At 68.6% G+C, this 15,538-nt stretch carries 15 protein-coding genes and 1 tRNA gene; 8 read left to right on the top strand and 8 right to left on the bottom strand.

What is annotated here, in order from left to right; all coding sequences use genetic code 11:
* The first annotated feature begins 60 nt into the window (after positions 1-60).
* Positions 61-1,635: an FAD-dependent monooxygenase gene (locus ACT54R_RS21530; RefSeq protein WP_476329824.1), complete on the top strand. Its 1,575-nt coding sequence runs from the start codon at positions 61-63 to the stop codon at positions 1,633-1,635.
* A gap of 113 nt (positions 1,636-1,748) precedes the next feature.
* Here ACT54R_RS21530 and ACT54R_RS21525 read toward each other — a convergent pair whose 3' ends face one another.
* The 3 genes from ACT54R_RS21525 to ACT54R_RS21515 form a co-directional block, all read right to left on the bottom strand.
* Positions 1,749-2,606, bottom strand: coding sequence for an SDR family oxidoreductase (locus ACT54R_RS21525; RefSeq protein ID WP_476329821.1), 858 nt, complete (start codon positions 2,604-2,606; stop codon positions 1,749-1,751).
* A 64-nt stretch (positions 2,607-2,670) separates the two neighbouring features.
* Positions 2,671-3,288: a cysteine hydrolase family protein gene (locus ACT54R_RS21520; RefSeq protein ID WP_476329818.1), complete on the bottom strand. Its 618-nt coding sequence runs from the start codon at positions 3,286-3,288 to the stop codon at positions 2,671-2,673.
* Positions 3,289-3,492 (bottom strand): hypothetical protein, encoded by a 204-nt coding sequence (locus tag ACT54R_RS21515; RefSeq protein ID WP_476329815.1) that lies wholly within the window; start codon positions 3,490-3,492, stop codon positions 3,289-3,291.
* Positions 3,493-3,671: 179 nt separating this feature from the next.
* On the opposite strand from ACT54R_RS21515, the gene ACT54R_RS21510 reads away from it, so the two are divergent.
* Entirely contained in the window at positions 3,672-3,959 is a 288-nt protein-coding gene (locus tag ACT54R_RS21510) for a phosphopantetheine-binding protein (RefSeq protein ID WP_210254318.1), read from the top strand.
* Complete coding sequence (locus ACT54R_RS21505) at positions 3,956-5,161, top strand: beta-ketoacyl-[acyl-carrier-protein] synthase family protein (protein WP_476329810.1); 1,206 nt, start codon at positions 3,956-3,958, stop codon at positions 5,159-5,161. Before ACT54R_RS21510 ends, ACT54R_RS21505 begins: the two co-directional genes overlap by 4 nt.
* A gap of 6 nt (positions 5,162-5,167) precedes the next feature.
* Here ACT54R_RS21505 and ACT54R_RS21500 read toward each other — a convergent pair whose 3' ends face one another.
* Positions 5,168-5,857, bottom strand: a complete 690-nt coding sequence (locus ACT54R_RS21500; RefSeq protein WP_168457399.1) for a fumarylacetoacetate hydrolase family protein — start codon at positions 5,855-5,857, stop codon at positions 5,168-5,170.
* Positions 5,858-6,045: 188 nt separating this feature from the next.
* Between ACT54R_RS21500 and ACT54R_RS21495 the strand changes: the two genes are divergently transcribed.
* Positions 6,046-7,029, top strand: a complete 984-nt coding sequence (locus ACT54R_RS21495; protein WP_476329806.1) for an LLM class flavin-dependent oxidoreductase — start codon at positions 6,046-6,048, stop codon at positions 7,027-7,029.
* On the opposite strand, the gene cmk is transcribed toward ACT54R_RS21495, so the two are convergent.
* The gene (gene cmk / locus ACT54R_RS21490) at positions 7,026-7,646 is read right to left on the bottom strand and encodes a (d)CMP kinase (protein ID WP_476329803.1); all 621 of its coding nucleotides are present in this window, start codon (positions 7,644-7,646) and stop codon (positions 7,026-7,028) included. The genes ACT54R_RS21495 and cmk overlap by 4 nt on opposite strands.
* Positions 7,647-7,656: 10 nt before the next feature.
* A complete protein-coding gene (gene aroA / locus ACT54R_RS21485; RefSeq protein ID WP_476329800.1) occupies positions 7,657-9,039 on the bottom strand; it encodes a 3-phosphoshikimate 1-carboxyvinyltransferase in 1,383 nt (460 codons plus the stop codon).
* A gap of 192 nt (positions 9,040-9,231) precedes the next feature.
* On the opposite strand from aroA, the gene ACT54R_RS21480 reads away from it, so the two are divergent.
* The 4 genes from ACT54R_RS21480 (at position 9,232) to ACT54R_RS21465 (ending at position 13,362) form a co-directional block, all read left to right on the top strand.
* Positions 9,232-9,627 (top strand): TIGR02300 family protein, encoded by a 396-nt coding sequence (locus ACT54R_RS21480; protein ID WP_168457403.1) that lies wholly within the window; start codon positions 9,232-9,234, stop codon positions 9,625-9,627.
* 156 nt (positions 9,628-9,783) lie between these two features.
* A tRNA-Ala gene (locus ACT54R_RS21475) sits at positions 9,784-9,859 on the top strand.
* Between the two features lie 486 nt (positions 9,860-10,345).
* The gene (locus ACT54R_RS21470) at positions 10,346-11,290 is read left to right on the top strand and encodes a GGDEF domain-containing protein (RefSeq protein ID WP_476329796.1); all 945 of its coding nucleotides are present in this window, start codon (positions 10,346-10,348) and stop codon (positions 11,288-11,290) included.
* Positions 11,291-12,270: 980 nt separating this feature from the next.
* Complete coding sequence (locus ACT54R_RS21465; protein WP_476329793.1) at positions 12,271-13,362, top strand: sensor domain-containing diguanylate cyclase; 1,092 nt, start codon at positions 12,271-12,273, stop codon at positions 13,360-13,362.
* 56 nt (positions 13,363-13,418) lie between these two features.
* Here ACT54R_RS21465 and ACT54R_RS21460 read toward each other — a convergent pair whose 3' ends face one another.
* Together ACT54R_RS21460 and ACT54R_RS21455 are read right to left on the bottom strand one after the other, a co-directional pair.
* A complete protein-coding gene (locus ACT54R_RS21460; protein ID WP_476329790.1) occupies positions 13,419-14,234 on the bottom strand; it encodes a response regulator in 816 nt (271 codons plus the stop codon).
* Positions 14,224-15,474: an EAL domain-containing response regulator gene (locus ACT54R_RS21455; RefSeq protein ID WP_476329787.1), complete on the bottom strand. Its 1,251-nt coding sequence runs from the start codon at positions 15,472-15,474 to the stop codon at positions 14,224-14,226. Before ACT54R_RS21455 ends, ACT54R_RS21460 begins: the two co-directional genes overlap by 11 nt.
* Positions 15,475-15,538: the final 64 nt, after the last annotated feature.

Here is a 15,538-nt window from a genome sequence, read left to right as displayed (position 1 = left end):
GCAGGCCCAGTTGGCGTTTCAGCTTGGCCGTGCTCCATTGCCGGAAAAGGGGAGAACGCCGTGGTTCCTGATGTGACCGTCCTGGTGGTGGGGGCCGGCCCTACCGGGCTGCTGCTGGGCGCCGAGCTGCGGCGCCGGGGCGTCGACAGCCTCATCATCGATGCCCACGACGCGCCCCTGGCGTGGGACCGGGCCACCGTGGTGCATCCCCGCTCCATCGAGGTGTTCGACCACCTCGGCATCGCCGGCCCGCTCCTCGATGCAGGGGTGAAGCAGCGCATCGCGCGCATCCATGCCGACGGCGCGGTGCTGGGCGAGATCGACCTCACCCTCGCCGGCAGCCGCTACGCCTACAACATCGGCATCTCCGAGGAGGTGACGGAGCAGATCCTCACCGACTATCTCGGCCGTCTCGGCGGCGGGGTGACGCGGGGCACGAAGCTGGTGGACCTCGAGCCGCACGGCGACGGGGTCGTGGCCATGCTGGAGAACGGCGGCGAGACCAAGGTCGTGCGTGCCCGCTGGGTGGTGGGCTGCGATGGCCACCGCAGCGCCGTGCGCACCCTCGCCGGCATCGGCCAGGACGGCCATCCCATCGAGGAACCGTGGGCGGTGTTCGACGCCACGATCCCCGATTTTCCCCACCCGTTCGAGGCGAACTACGCCTATCTGGACGACATCCCCCTCATCCTCACCGCCCTGCCGGGCCAGCGCTGGCGCGCCTATGTGCGGCCGAGCGGGCCGGACAGCGATCTGGTCGCGGACGCAACGGCCACCCTTGCGCGCTACCTTCCGGGCACGCGTTTCGCTGATGTGGCCAATCCCGTCCGCTTCCAGTGCTATACGCGGGTGGCGCAGAAATACCGCTCGGGCCGCCTCCTGCTCGCCGGCGATGCCGCCCACACCTGCAGTCCCATTCAGGGCCATGGCATGAACAGCGGCATCCAGGACGCTTTCAATCTCGCCTGGAAGCTCGCTCTGGTGGCGCAGGGCCATTGCGCCGACACCCTGCTCGACAGCTATGAGGCCGAGCGCCGGCCCATCGCCCAGCGTATCACCGCCTCGGGCGATGAGGCCGACAGCGCCCAGATGCTCAAGGACGCCGCCGATCGGCAGGCGCGCAACGCCTTCATCACGGAAGTGTTCGCCGATCCGGAAAAGCGCCACCACGAGGCGGTGGCCGAGGCCGAGCTGGACGTGGACTATGGCGCCTCCCCCATCGTGGTGGGGCAGGCGGGTGCGGGTCTGGCAGCCGGCCAGCGCCTGCCCGACCGCATCCCCATGGGCACGGCGGACGGCGAGGCGCTGATGCTGGATGATCTCGTCAACCGCACCGGCCACACCCTCCTGCTGCTCGGCGGCGCGCGGGCGCGGGGCGAAAAGGTCGCTGCCCTCTACCGGGCTCTGGTGGAGCGCGCCGCCGCCCCCCTCTATGGCGCCAGCTTCGCGGCGGCGGTGGCGAGCGACGGCGGGCCGGGTGTCGCCAGCCTCTCCCCCGACGATGCCGCGCGGCTGGGAATCGAGGACGTCACCCTGCTGGTGGTCCGGCCGGACGGCCATATCGGCCTGAGGGCCGATTCCGGGCACGAGGCGGCACTCGTATCCTACGGACTGAAGCTGGGGATTAAAAGGTAATTAGATGCGGTCGGGACGGAGTTCGGCACGGACGGGGTGCCGAACTCCACCGATTTCCCTCCCGGCAACCCGGTGCAACCCACCGATATCGGGGTGTCAGCCGGGGTGTCAGGTCACAGGAAGGGCTTTCCCCCGGTGACGGCGATGGTCGCGCCGGAGACGTAGCTGGAGCGCGGATCGGCCAGCATCACATAGGCCGTCGCCAGCTCCGCCGGCTGCCCCGGCCGGCCCATGGGCACTGATTTTCCAAAGTTTTTCACGGCCTCCTCCGGCATGGTGGAGGGGATCAGCGGCGTCCAGATCGGCCCCGGTGCCACCGCATTGACACGGATGCCCCGTGGGGCGAGCGATTGGGCAAGTCCTGCCGTGAAATTATGGATCGCGCCCTTGGTCGTGGCATAGGCAAGCAAGGTTGGATTGGGGTTGTCCGAGTTGATGGAGGCAGTGTTGATGATTGAGCCGCCATTCTTCATGTGCCTGAGCGCGGCTTTGCTCAGATAGAACATGGCATGAATGTTGATTGCGAAGGTGAGGGCCCATTCCGCATCCGGAATATCTTCCACCCGCTCGAACGTTGCCTGGTGGGCGGCGTTGTTCACAAGGATGTCGAGCCCGCCCAGCGCCTCCGCCGCATCATCCACCAGCCGCCGGCAGAAAGCAGGGTCTGAAATGTCGCCGGCGGCCAGAATTGCCGTCTGTCCGGCCTCCTCGACCAACCGCCGAGTCTCCTCTGCGTCCTCGTCCTCCTCCAGATAGGCGATGCAGATATCCGCCCCCTCACGGGCGAAGGCGAGGCACACGGCGCGGCCGATCCCGCTGTCGCCGCCGGTCACCAAAGCCTTGAGGCCTTTCAGTTTTCCGGAGCCCACATAGCTGGTCTCGCCGTGGTCCGGGCGCGGGTCCATGGCTTCGGTGAGGCCCGGCATGGGCTGCTGCTGCGCCGGCAGCGGGGGCGTGGCGGCATGATCCATCGTGGTGCTCCCGTGAGCTTCTGAGGCAAAGAGGGACAACCGGGTCGGGGCACCGGGGTTCCTCCTAGGCCGCGTCTGCGGCGTGCCAGGCGGAGAGAATCTCTTCCGTGTCAGCCACTTCCACCTGCATCGAGAGGCGCTGCGACAGCATGGCCAGCACCGCATCGTGACCGGCATCGGACGAGGAGCAGACGGCATCCCGCGCCACCACCACGCGGTAGCCGTAGTCCACCGCATCGAACAGGGTGGCGAGGATGCAGACATCCGTCTCCGCGCCCGACAGCACCAGCGTGTCTGCACCGAGATGGGCCAGCGTCGGCAGAAGAGTCGGGGAAGAAAAGGCGGAGTAGCGCGTCTTGTCGACCAGCCGCCCGGGCGGGGTGAACCGCCTCAGCTCTGGTACCAGTTCCAGAAGCTCCGGCGCCAGTTCCTGCCGCGTCACCTCGCGCCACTTGCCGTAGAGGTGGCGCCACGTTCCCGGCAATGCCTCTGGGGCGTGGGGCGGAATGAAGCGGGAGAACAACGTGCGCTCGGGCGCCCGGGCCGCCAGCTCCACGATGAACGGAAGGATACGCGGCGCCCAGGGCGTCGGCCACGGCCCGCCGGGGGCGAACAGTTGCTGCATATCCACGCACAGATGCACCGCGCGGGGGCCGATGGCACGTCTCAGTCCCTGTCCCATTCATTCCTCCGGGGGCGGGGCGCTCTCGCCGGCCCTGCCCGTGGGTTGGTCCGCCCCGCGCTTGCCGATGCCGACGATGGCGGCCTCCCGGGTCGGATAGGGGCCGGCCGCGGGCGTGCCGTCCGGGGCGACCGCCCACCAGCCCGGCATGACGCCGAGGCGGCCGGCGTCGGCCTCGGAAATGAGTCGCGGTTCGAGCGTCATGGCGCCTCCTCGCCGCCCGCAACCGGCGGGCGTGTCCCGCTCAACGGCCCGGCGCGGGGGCGGGTTCCGGCACCGGACGCCGCGACAGGTGGACAGCCCCGGTGCTGCTGTGCATTTTAGCCCCTCCCGGAGGGGGTGACGGCGGCGCCGCCGCCGTGGACCGGGTACGGAGAAGTTGCGTGGCGGAATTCAGCGGACGCAGGGCCGAAATCCTCGCGGTCATCGCAGAAGAGGCATCCATCGATCCGGCCATCGTCGACGCCGAGACCAGCGTCGCGGACCTCGGGATCGGGTCGCTTGATATGGTGGAGCTGATCTTCAAGATCGAGGAGCGCTTCGGTATCGAGGTGCCGTCCCAGGGTGTGCTCGAAAGCAATGACGTGAAGGTCTTCGCCTTGCTAGAAGCCGTCGAGCAGCTCATCGACGCCAGAGCCGCCAAGGTTTCCACGGCGCAGCCGGCGCGATGAGCCGCAGGGTCGCCATCACCGGCATCGGTGCCGTTTCCGCCCTCGGCCTCGGCATACCCGCCCATCTCGCAGCCCTGCAGGAGGGGCGCGGCGGTATCGGCCCGCTGACGCTGGTGCCGCAGGAGCAGGTGAAGACCCGGGTGGTGGGGGAGGTGCCGGGCTATTCGGCCGAGGCGCACTTCACCCCGCGACAGATTTCCACGGTGGACCGGTCCGGCCAGTTCGCCCTCCTGGCGGCAGCCGAGGCGATGACCGAAGCGGCCGGCGCCACCGAGGGCGTATCGCCGCAGAAGGCCGGCGTCATCTTCGGCGCGGCGGTGGGCTGCCAGACTCTGGAAGAGGGCTATGTGCGCATCCTGCGGGATGGCACGCGCCCGCTGCCCTTCACGGTGCCGCGCGTCATGCCCTCGTCGGCGGCCAGCCAGATTTCCATGGCCTATCACATCACCGGGCCAAGCTTCAGCACCGCCTCGGCCTGCTCCTCCGCCTCCCACGCCATCGGCCTCGCCTTCCAGATGATCCGCGGCGGGATGCTGGACATGGCCGTCACCGGCGGCTGCGAGGCCCCGCTGACGCTGGGCATGGTGAAGAGCTGGGAGGCGCTGCGCGTGCTCGCTTCCGACACCTGCAGGCCCTTCTCCAAGGACCGCAGCGGGCTGGTGCTGGGCGAAGGCGCGGCGGTGCTGGTGCTGGAGGAGATGGAGCGGGCCAAGGCTCGCGGCGCCACCATCCTCGGCGAAGTGCTCGGCTTCGGCATGACGGCCGACGGCGCGGACCTGACCGCGCCGGACGCCTCGAGCACCGCCCGCGCCATTTCCTCGGCGCTGGACGATGCCGGGCTCGATGCGGGCGCAGTGGACTATGTTGCCGCCCACGGCACCGGAACGGTGCTGAACGACAAGACCGAGACGACCTCGCTGCGCGCGGTACTGGGCGACCGGCTCGCCAAGGTGCCGGTCTCCTCGCTCAAATCCATGACCGGGCACTGCTTCGGCGCCTCGGGGGCGCTTGGCGTGACGGCGGCGCTCCTCGGCATGCGCAACGGCTTCCTGCCGCCCACGCTGAATTTCCGCGAGCACGATCCCGAGTGCGACGTGGACTGCGTGCCCAACGCGCCGCGGGCGGCCTCGGCGGAAATCGCCCTCGTGAATGCCTTCGCCTTCGGCGGCCTGAACGCGGTGCTCGCGCTCAGGGCCGCCTGAAGGGGGTCAGTCCACCGTCAGGCGGATCTCGCCGACGCCCTCGATGCCGCCCTCCAGCACGTCACCCTTGTGCACGGGGCCGACGCCCGCCGGAGTGCCGGCGAAGATGAGGTCGCCGGGGGCGAGGCGGAACAGGGTGGAGAGGGTGGCGATCATCTCCGGCACCTTCCAGATCATCTGGTTGAGGTTGCCTTCCTGCTTCATCCGGTCGTTGATCTTCAGGAAGATGCGGCCGGCGCCGGGGTGCCCGGCGGTCGCCACCGGAAGGATGGCCGAGCAGGGAGCGGACTCCTCGAAGGCCTTGCCGGTTTCCCACGGACGGCCGAGCTTCTTCGCCTCGCCCTGGAGGTCGCGTCGCGTCAGGTCGAGGCCGACGCCGTAGCCGAACACATGGTCGAGCGCGCGCTCCACCGGGATGTCCTCACCGCCTTCCTTCAGCGCCACCACCAGTTCCACCTCGTGGTGCAGGTCCTTGGTGAGCTTGGGATAGGAGATGGTCGAGCCCGAGCGCACGAGCGTGTCCGGATTCTTCTGGAAGAAGAACGGCGGCTCCTTGTTGGGATCGTGGCCCATCTCAACCGCGTGGTCGGCGAAGTTGCGGCCGACGCAATAAATGCGGTGCACCGGGAAGACCGCGTCGCTGCCCACGATGGGCAGATGCGGATGGGGCTGGGGCTGGAAGACGTAGCTGGCCATGGGGCGCTCCGGATGTTCGGCGTCCTGAATAGGGCGCCCCCGCCGGAGAGGGAAGGGCGAAACGCCGCAGCGCGGATCGGTGGGGCCGGGCCATGGCGCCAAAGCTATATTCAAACTAATATAGCGTTATTTCTCGCGCGGGTGCCGGCCACTGCCGGGCGCCCTCTCATTCCGCTCCGGGGATTGCCATGCGACTGGGCCTCTTCTGCACCTATGAAAACCCCCGGCAGGACTATGCCTCCGCCTATGCGGAGCAGACCACGCTTGTGCAGCGGGTGGAGGATCTCGGCTTCGAGGAAGCGTGGATCGCCGAGCATCATTTCAATCCGCAGGCGGCGAGCCCCTCCTGCCTCGCCATCCTCGCGTATCTCGCCGGCCGAACCACTCGCATCCGGCTCGGCACGGCGGCCGTGCTGCTGCCCCTGCACCATCCCGTGAGCGTGGCGGAGGACGCGGCCACCGTGGACGTCCTCTCCGGCGGACGGCTGGAACTCGGGGTCGCCCGCGGGGGGCCCTTTCCCCTGCACGAGATGCATTTCGGCGTGGCGCAGGCGGAGAGCCGCGGCCGGATGCTGGAGGCGCTCGATCTCGTCGCCGCCCTGCTCGCAGGCGAATCGGTGACCCGGGAGGGCGCCTTCTTCAAGGTGAGCGATCTGGAACTGGTGCCGCGTCCCGTTCAGGCGCCGGTGCCCATCCATATTGCTTCGGCGACGCCAGAAACGGTCGCCCTCGCCGCCCGGCGCGGCTACGGCATCATGGCGGCGCCGCCCTTTCCCTTCGCGGGCACCGCGGAAAGCGTCCGGCAGTATCGCGCGGTCGCCCCCGAGGCGGGACGGTGCCTCACCCTGCTGCGCTTCCTCCATTTGGCCGACAGCCGGCCGCGGGCGCAGGAGGAGGCGCGCGCCTTCCTCGCGCCGTTCGTCGAGCGCATGAAAGCGACCACGGAAAAGATACGTCCCGACTGGGCGCCGTGGTTCGATCTCGACCGGATGATTGCGGATTCGCTGATCGGCACCGAAGGGGACGTGGTGGAGCAGGTGGCGGCGCTGGAGCGTCAGCTGGCGCCGCGGTCGCTGGTCCTGAAGCCGTTGGCGCCTGCCTTCGACAAGCGCATGGGGGATCTGGAGGCGTTCGCCCTCCGCATCCGCCCGCAGCTCCGCGTCGCCGCCTAGGCCCGGCGCGCCTCGACGATGGCAAGCGCCGCCGCGAAGGCGGCTTCGATGCCGAGGTCGGAGGTGTCGAGCAGTACGGCGTCGTCGGCCTTGAGGAGGGGTGCGCTGGAGCGGCCCGAATCGCGCTCGTCGCGCTTCAGTATGTCGGCCAGCACGGCGTCATAGGCGATCTCTTCGCCCCGCCCGATCAATTCCCGGAAGCGCCGGTCCGCCCGCACCTCGGGCCGCGCGGTGACGAACAGTTTGGCCGCCGCGTCCGGGCAAATGACGGTGCCGATGTCGCGCCCGTCCAGCACCGCACCGCCCGTCTGGCCGGCGAAGCGGCGTTGCAGGTCCAGAAGCGCAGCCCGGACGCCCGGCCGTGCGGCCACCACGGAGGCGGCCTCGCCCAGCTCCGCCGTGCGCAGCGCGTCCGGGTCCAGTGCCGACACGTCGAGTTTGAGGGCGGCCTGCACCGATGCCTCTTCATCGCCGAGGCGGCCGTCCGCGAGGCAGCGTGCCCCGACCGCCCGGTAGAGCAGGCCGGTGTCGAGATGCGGGAGTCCGTAATGCGCTGCGAGCCGCCGGGCCAGCGTGCCCTTGCCGGACGCGGCCGGCCCGTCGATGGCGATGACCATGGCCGCCCCGTCAGTCGATGACGGCGCCGAGGCCGCGCATCATGGGCATGAAGGTGGGGAAGGAGGTGGCGATGAAGCCCACGTCGTCCACGCTCACCCCCTCGTCGCTGGCCAGCCCCAATACCAGGAAGGACATGGCGATGCGGTGATCCATGTGGGTCTCCACCGGACCGCCCCCCTTGACCGTCGTGGCGCCGGTGACGAGGAGGTCGTCGCCCTTCACCTCATGGGCGATGCCGCAGGCGGCAAGGCCGGCCGCGACGGCGGCAAGGCGGTCGCTTTCCTTCACGCGCAGCTCGGAGAGGCCGCGCATGGCCGTGGTGCCCTCGGCAAAAGCCGCGGCGACGGCGAGGATGGGATATTCGTCGATCATGGCCGGCGCCCGCTCCGGCGGCACTTCCACGCCCTTCAGGCGGGAGTGCCGCACCCGGAGGTCCGCCACCCGCTCGCCGCCCTCGGTGCGCTCGGCAACGATGGTGATGTCCGCGCCCATTTCGAGGAGGGTGGTGATGAGGCCGGTGCGCAGCGGGTTCATCATCACGTCGGTGAGGATGATGTCCGATCCGGGCACGATCAGCGCCGCCACCAGCGGGAAGGCGGCGGAGGAGGGATCCGCCGGCACGTCCACCGGCGCGGCGACGAGGTGGGGCCGGCCCTTCAGCGTGATGCGGCGGCCATGGGCGCCGTGGGGCTCCACGGTGATGTCCGCGCCGAAATGCGCCAGCATCCGCTCGGTATGGTCGCGGGTGGCCTCGCGCTCGATCACCACCGTCTCGCCCTCGGCGCCGAGGGCGGCCAGCAGCACGGCGGACTTCACCTGCGCGGAGGGAACCGGGGTCTCGTAGCTGATGGGCTTGGTCGCGCTGCTGCCTTTCAGGGTGAGCGGCAGGCGGCCGCCCTCGGCCGAGGACACCACCTCGACCCCCATCTCACCGAGCGGGTCGAGCACGCGCTTCATGGGCCTGCGGCGCAGGCTCGCATCCCCGTCGAAGCCGGCGATGACGTGCTGGCCGGCTACGGCGCCCATCATGAGCCGAACGCCGGTGCCGGAATTGCCGAAATCGAGTGGGGCGGCGGGGGAGGCAAGGCCCCGGCCGCCGGTGCCCGTCACTTCCCAGGCGCCTTCGCCGGTGCGGGTGACGCAGGCTCCCAGCGCGGCGCAGGCCTTGGCGGTATTCAGCACGTCCTCGCCTTCGAGCAGGCCGGTGATGTGGGTCGTGCCTTCCGCGAACAGGCCGAAGATCAGCGCGCGGTGCGAGACGGACTTGTCGCCCGGCACCCGCACCCGGCCGGAGAGGGCGGGAGAGCGACGCCCGGTGGCGGGGCGGGCCTCGCCCGTGCCGTGGCCGTGAGCTTCGGGAGCGCCTGCGGTTGCGGGTTCGGGATGGGCCATTCCTGCCTCGCTCGGGCGGTCTGCCGCCGGCCTCGGCCGGGGCGATCGCCGCATGTTCTGTGCCGGCCGTCGTCTAGCACGCCGTCGCTTGCGGCGTCACGCTGTTGCGAGGCCATGATGATCTGCCCTTGACAGGGGGCGGGCGAAACGCCAATGGAGCACGCTCCTTATACAGCTCCGAGGAACTTTGCCGTGGCGAAGCCCGAACTCGGCACCAAGCGCATCTGTCCGGTTACGGGGCGCAAGTTTTACGACCTCAACAAGGACCCCATCGTGTCGCCGTTCACGGGGGAATCCTATCCGAGGTCCTATTTTGAACCCGCTGCCCGCGGTGCCAGCCGCGCCGAGCCGCGCGCTGCCGCTGTCGAAGAGGCGGACGGCGAGGAGGCCGAGGCCGAGGTCATCAGCCTCGAGGAAGCCGACGAGGAAGCTGCGGCCCCCTCCAAGGTGGCGGTCGGCGACGACGTGGATGTGGATGACGACATCGAGGCCGGTGACGACGACACGTTCCTCGAAGAAGACGAAGATGATGGGGACGACGTCTCCGATCTGATCGGTGAGGGCCTCGAAGACGACGAAGAGGCTTGATACCCGACGCGGCCTGTGCTTTAAGGCCGCTCTCGCTCGGCGGACGTGAGTCGCCGGGCACCCCGCCGCGGGACTTCCCGGCGCGCTAACTGGCTCTCCTGCCGAGGTTTTTCTACCTTGGTGTTCGAGCGGAAAGTGCGCAGCCCGCGGCCCGGTGGGGCCATAGCTCAGTTGGGAGAGCGCTTGAATGGCATTCAAGAGGTCGGCGGTTCGATTCCGCCTGGCTCCACCAAATTTCCACCCGGCATGAACCACCGAATCGACTTCGCCGGGTGATTCCACCCAGGTTGCCGGGTGCGGTTCACCACCAGAATCCGTTGGTTCAGGCGCGATTCGGTTCGAATCGGTCAGCCGCGGCCGCGGCGTCGGCCCCGGGTCCCTGACGGACCACCAGGTCGTCCCCGCTTCCGCCGGCGCCCGGCCGCGATTCACCTCCCTCCCTGGAACGTCATCTTCCGGCCATCCCCCGGGCACGAAGCAATCTTCAGCGCTGCAATCGTGGTGCCCGCTCCGGTTGTGATGCTGCCGCCGTGCCGCCCGTACGCCGGTTGCGGCCCGATTGCCGGCCTGCCAGCCTGCCGGAAAGTCATCCCCACCTTCGCCGCCGACCGGTTCCGCCCGCCCAGCGCCATCGATCGAGGTTCCGCCCGTGTGGACGCCCCCCGCCGCCCCAGCCAACGAGGCCGAGCGCCTCAGCGTCCTTGCGACGTGTGGTCTCATGGATTCCGCGCCCGACGAGCGATTCGACCGTCTCACCCGGCTGGCGCGCCGGCTCTACGGGGCGGAGGTCGCCTTCCTCGGCTTCATCGACGCGACGCACCAGTGGCAGAAATCGCGCACGTCGGATCTCGTTCCCGAGAGCGTGCCCCGGCGCGAGACCATCTGCAACGTGATCGTGGAGAGCGGCGCGCCGCTGGTGATCGGTGACATGCGGAGCGATTCGCGCCTCGCCGGCCATCCCATCGTGCCGCAGCTGGCCCTGCGCTTTTATGCGGGGGCGCCGCTGGTGGTGGCGCCGGAGCTGGTCATCGGCTCGCTGTGCGTGATGGCGCGCGAGCCAAGGGACCGGGCGGCGTTCGACATCGGCCCGCTGCTTGATCTCGCGGCGGTCGCGGCGGACGAGGTGGAATTGCTGCGCCTCAATCTCGACCTCGCGCGCCAGTCGCAGGTGGATGCGCTCACCGGCCTACCCAACCGGCGCAGCTTCGATGAGGCGATGGAGCGGGCGGTGCGGCGGGCGCAGCGCATCGCCTCCCCGCTGTCGCTGCTGGTGATCGACATCGATCACTTCAAGGTGGTGAACGACCTGTGGGGCCATCAGGCGGGGGATGCGGTGCTGGCCGCCATCGGCGGCGTGCTGTCGCGGCTGCCCGGCCGGGCTCAGGATCTGGCCGCGCGCTACGGCGGCGAGGAGTTCGCGGTGGTTCTACCGGATACCGATGAGGCGGGCTGCGACGTGGTGGCCGAGGCGCTGCTGGCGGCCCTCAGGGCGGAGAACATTCCCCATCCCTCCGGCGGCCGCCTCACGGCGAGCATCGGCGGTGCCACCGCGCGGGGCGATGGGCTGGCCGGCCTGTTCGCGGCGGCCGATGCCGCGCTCTATGCGGCGAAGGCCGGCGGCCGCGACCTCTACCGTCGTGGTGCCGCCGGCGGACGGGCGTGAACGTCGGTAGGGCTCGGTCAACCGCGGCTTCGGCGCCGAGGTTCTCGAACACCGTCGATTGTACCCATGACCATCGGCGTGCTGAACGGCTCGACGCGGCTGCTGCCGCATGTCGCGCACCAGCTCGCCTGCATGTCTGCCGGAGCCTTTGTCTTCGATGGAGGGCGGGTTGGCGGGGTGACGGTTGATGTGGCCATCCCACCGATGACGAGAAGCTGCCGCACCACTTTCGGGTGCGGGCCCATAGCCATGAAGCCGATGAAGGTAGCATCAAGCCGTAAGTTGATTCCGGTCATGACGGCTATAGTCGCGGGTTCTGCCCATTTCCCGGTGGTAGGGAGCGGAGGATTGTGCGGCCTGCTGCGATCAAGCCTCGCTATTGGGCGGCGTTGGCTTCATAATCGCCGCCAAATTGGAATGGATTGTTCTGCAGTCGCGAGGTTGTGCATGCTACACAACTCGCGTTACGGCGCACAACTTGGCTCGCAGCCTTACGGGTTACACGTCCGGTGTTGCGAAGCCTTCCATATCCCGTGCCAAGCCCTGACCGGCACGGGGTGGCGGACCGGGGGAGCCAGAAATGGTGTCTCCCGGTCCGTTCTAGAGCCGCACTGATCTGAGCGCATCGCCATCGGATCGGATAACGCGTTCTGGCAGTTGGAGCGCGATCTGCGATCAGGTTCTTGCGTTTTATGGATCGCGCGCGCGGCGAGCCCGCAAGGATATCTCCAAAAATCCAATCCGTTGAGGCCGCAAGGCTGCGCACGCGACGGGCCGGCAGGCCCGGACCTTGCCGTCTGCAAGGGCTGCGATGGGCAGGTCACTCCGATTTGGCAATCAAATCGTTTTCAATCCAGTTCCTCTTCAGATTGCCCACACCTCTTTCACGACATAAAGGTTGCGTGCCGCTGGGCCGACAATACATCGGTAAATAACTGACGCCGACGGCAAGCTCCAACTGTGACATGATGGAGGCAGAGATGTACGTTGTCGTCGATGAGCGTCCAGCTGTCTCAGATCGAGATCTTTCGGCTCTATCCGGCGAGATATTCTCTTCCCGTAGCTTCCCTATCGGGACGTTCAAGACGCAGATCTCCTGTTCTGTCCTTTCGGCGAGCGGTCATCTGGCGAGCTGCGTTCCGGATTGTGACCTTGAGGAGCGCTTCGACCGGCTGACTCGGTTGGCGTGTCGGCTTTATGAGGCCGACGTGGCGATTCTCAGCCTCGTGGACGAGCGCCATCAGTGCCAGAATTCGCTCACGCCCAGCCACGTGAGGCTCAGCAGGGCGCAGCGTGAAATGATCTGCAACGCGGTCGTGGCAAGTGGCGCACCCCTGGTGGTCGGCGACATGACGTCCGCGCGCCCTGCCGGCCATTCCGTCGTGCCCCAGGAGGATATGAGCTTCTGCGCCTGCGTACCGCTGCGGGTCGCACCTGATCTGGTCATCGGGTCGCTGTGCGTGATGGCGCGGGGGGCGAGGGACGTGGCGGCGGTCGACCTCGGACCGCTGCTCGATCTGGCGGCCGTTGCGGCGGATGAGGTGGAACTTTTGCGCCTCAACCTGGATCTTGCGCGCAAGTCGCAAGTGGATGCGCTCACCGGCCTTCCCAACCGCCGCAGTTTCGATGAGGCTTTGGACCGCGCAGTCCGCCGCGCGGAGCGCCTTTGCAGCCCGCTGTCGCTGCTTGTGGTCGACATCGACCGCTTCAAGGTGGTGAATGACGTGTGGGGGCATCAGGCCGGGGATGCGGTGCTGGCGGCGGTCGGTGGTGTGCTGGCGCAGCAACCGCGCCGGCCGCTGGACATGGTCGCACGCTATGGCGGCGAAGAATTCGCGCTGATCCTGCCCGAGACCGACGAAGCCGGCTGCGACGCGCTGGCCGCTTCACTGTTGAAGGCGTTGCGCCACGCCAGTATCCCGCACCCCTCCGGCATTGCCGTCACTGCGAGCATCGGTGGGGCCACCGCGCGGGGCAGGGACCTTGGGGGCGTGTTCGCGTCGGCGGATATGGCCCTCTACCAGGCGAAGGCATGCGGCCGGGACCACTACCGCCGTTGCGCCGTCGCCTGACCCGGTTCGCGCCCGTCGGTCCGGCGTCAGCGTCTTTCCGGTCCATGGCGGCCATATCAGTCGAGCTTGATGCCGAAGCGGTCGGCCTGGCGCTGCACGAAGGCCTCCATGCGGGCGCGGCCCTCATCGGTCAGCACCACCAGGATGCGCCGCCGGTCGCGGCCGTCGGGCACGCGCTTCACGAGGCCGGCCTCTTCCAGATCGTCGATGCGGCGCAGCGCCGTGGTGGTGGGCGCGCCGGAGGCGATGCACAGGCTGGTGACGGAGATGGGCCGGGCGCTCGCCTCGGCCACGGCGAGGTCGAGCATCATCTCCCACGCCGGATCGGAAAACAGGCCGGCCTGGAAAATGGCGTCGCGGTCCGCCCGAGCGGCGACGAGGGCCTTCAGATAATTGGGCCGGGCGATATGGCCGGGCGGGTCGTCCTCGGCGTTGGCGGCCAGCGCCTCATCCTCCACCAGCGCCAGCGCGCGATGGATGGCATGGGCGACCTCTTCGGCGAGGAGCGGCTTCTGCAGGAAGTCCACCGCCTGGAGGCGCAGCGCGCCCACTGCGCGATCGAGGGACGCATGGCCGGTGATGACGATGGCGGCCATGGGATGCTTGCGCCGCCGCACCGAGAGCTTCTGGAGCAGTTCGATGCCGTCGATGCGCGGCATCTGCAGGTCGGTCACGATCACCCTGAGGGGATCGTTGCGCTGCACGAGGTCCAGGGCTTCCACGGCCGTGGTGGCGGTGAGCGAGGGAATCCCGAGCATCGAGAGGCCGTCGCGCAACTCTTCCAGCACGTCCGGGTCGTCATCGACCAGCAGGACCTGCGGCTCAGCCGTCGCGGTCTCGCCTCGTCCTTCGCTGGGGCGGTCATTGCGCATTCTTGGGTACGGGGTCCGGTTTTTCCCATTCCTTGAACATCGCGACAAGTTCGGCAAGGGCGAGCTTGTGCGATATCAAGAAACCTTGGACCAGATCGACACCCATCGCCTTGACGCGAGACAAATCGTCCTCTGTCTCGATGCCCTCGGCGACCACCGTCAACCCCAGCTGGTGGCCGAGCCGGATGACCGCTTCGAGGATGCTGCGCGACTTCTGCGTGCCGCGGGACCGGATCACGAGCGCACGATCGATCTTCAGCTCGGTGATGGGCAGCCGCGCCAGCTGGAGCAGGCCGCTCTGGCGCTGCCCCACGTCATCGAGGGCGACGCCGAAGCCCGCCATGCGCGCCTGCGCCAGCGCCATCAACGCATCGCTGGAGGAATCGTAGACGGCATCCTCGGTCAGTTCGAGGATGACATCGCAGGGTGAGGCGCCGGCCGCGGCAACCGCGCCGTCGAGGATCGGAAAGGCGTGGGGTTCGGCCAGCATGTCCACGGGCATGTTGACGCCGACCGGCCCCTGAAGGCCCGCGGCCTGCCAGGTCGCAGCGCCTCGCGCCGCGCGTTCGATCACGTGGACGGTGAGCCGTCGCAGGAGATCGGGCGTCGTGCCAAGGACCTCGATCACCGCGGACGGGACGATGGGCCCGAGGCCGGGCCAGTCGTCCCCGAGCAGCGCCTCGGCCCCGGCGAAGGCGCGGTCGGACGCGCGGCATTTGGGCTGGAACATCACCGGGACGGTTCCAGCTGCCAGGGCGGCCTCCACCGCGGCGATGACCTGGGGCCCCGACCGAGCCGCATCGGCAGCGACATGGCCATCGACCTCGCCCGGATCGGCGGCGATGAGGCCCAGTAGCTGCTTCGGGTCGAACGGCTTGTGGAGGGTGCCGAGGACGCGGATGCTGCTCATCCGTCCGGCTTCGGCCGCCGCCTCCATCACATCCTCGTCACTTTCGCTGATGAGCACCACCTGGGGGGCGAGCGCGCAGCGACAGAGATTGCGCAGCACGTCCACGCCGTCGATATCGGGCATGTTCAGGTCGAGAAGGAGGATGTCGAGCCGGCAGAGGCGAGCCGGGGTCAAATCCTCCGGATGGGACGTGTGGGTGACGATATGGCCGGCGGCTGTGAGATATTTTGATAGGACTTCCCTAAAGGTATCATCATCGTCAAGTATAAGAACCCGCCGAAGCTGTCCGCGCCCGGCGCCCAGACTTGCCGGATCGCGTGCCTCTGACATGGACGACCTTTTTCTGGTGCTGATATCGTGCGGGAGCCGCGGGATGGGGAAAATCTAATCAATC

This window comes from Xanthobacter sp. DMC47, from assembly GCF_056313845.1.
The sequence above is the reverse complement of the archived record's forward strand: the minus strand, read 5'-3'. Positions and strand labels throughout refer to the sequence as shown.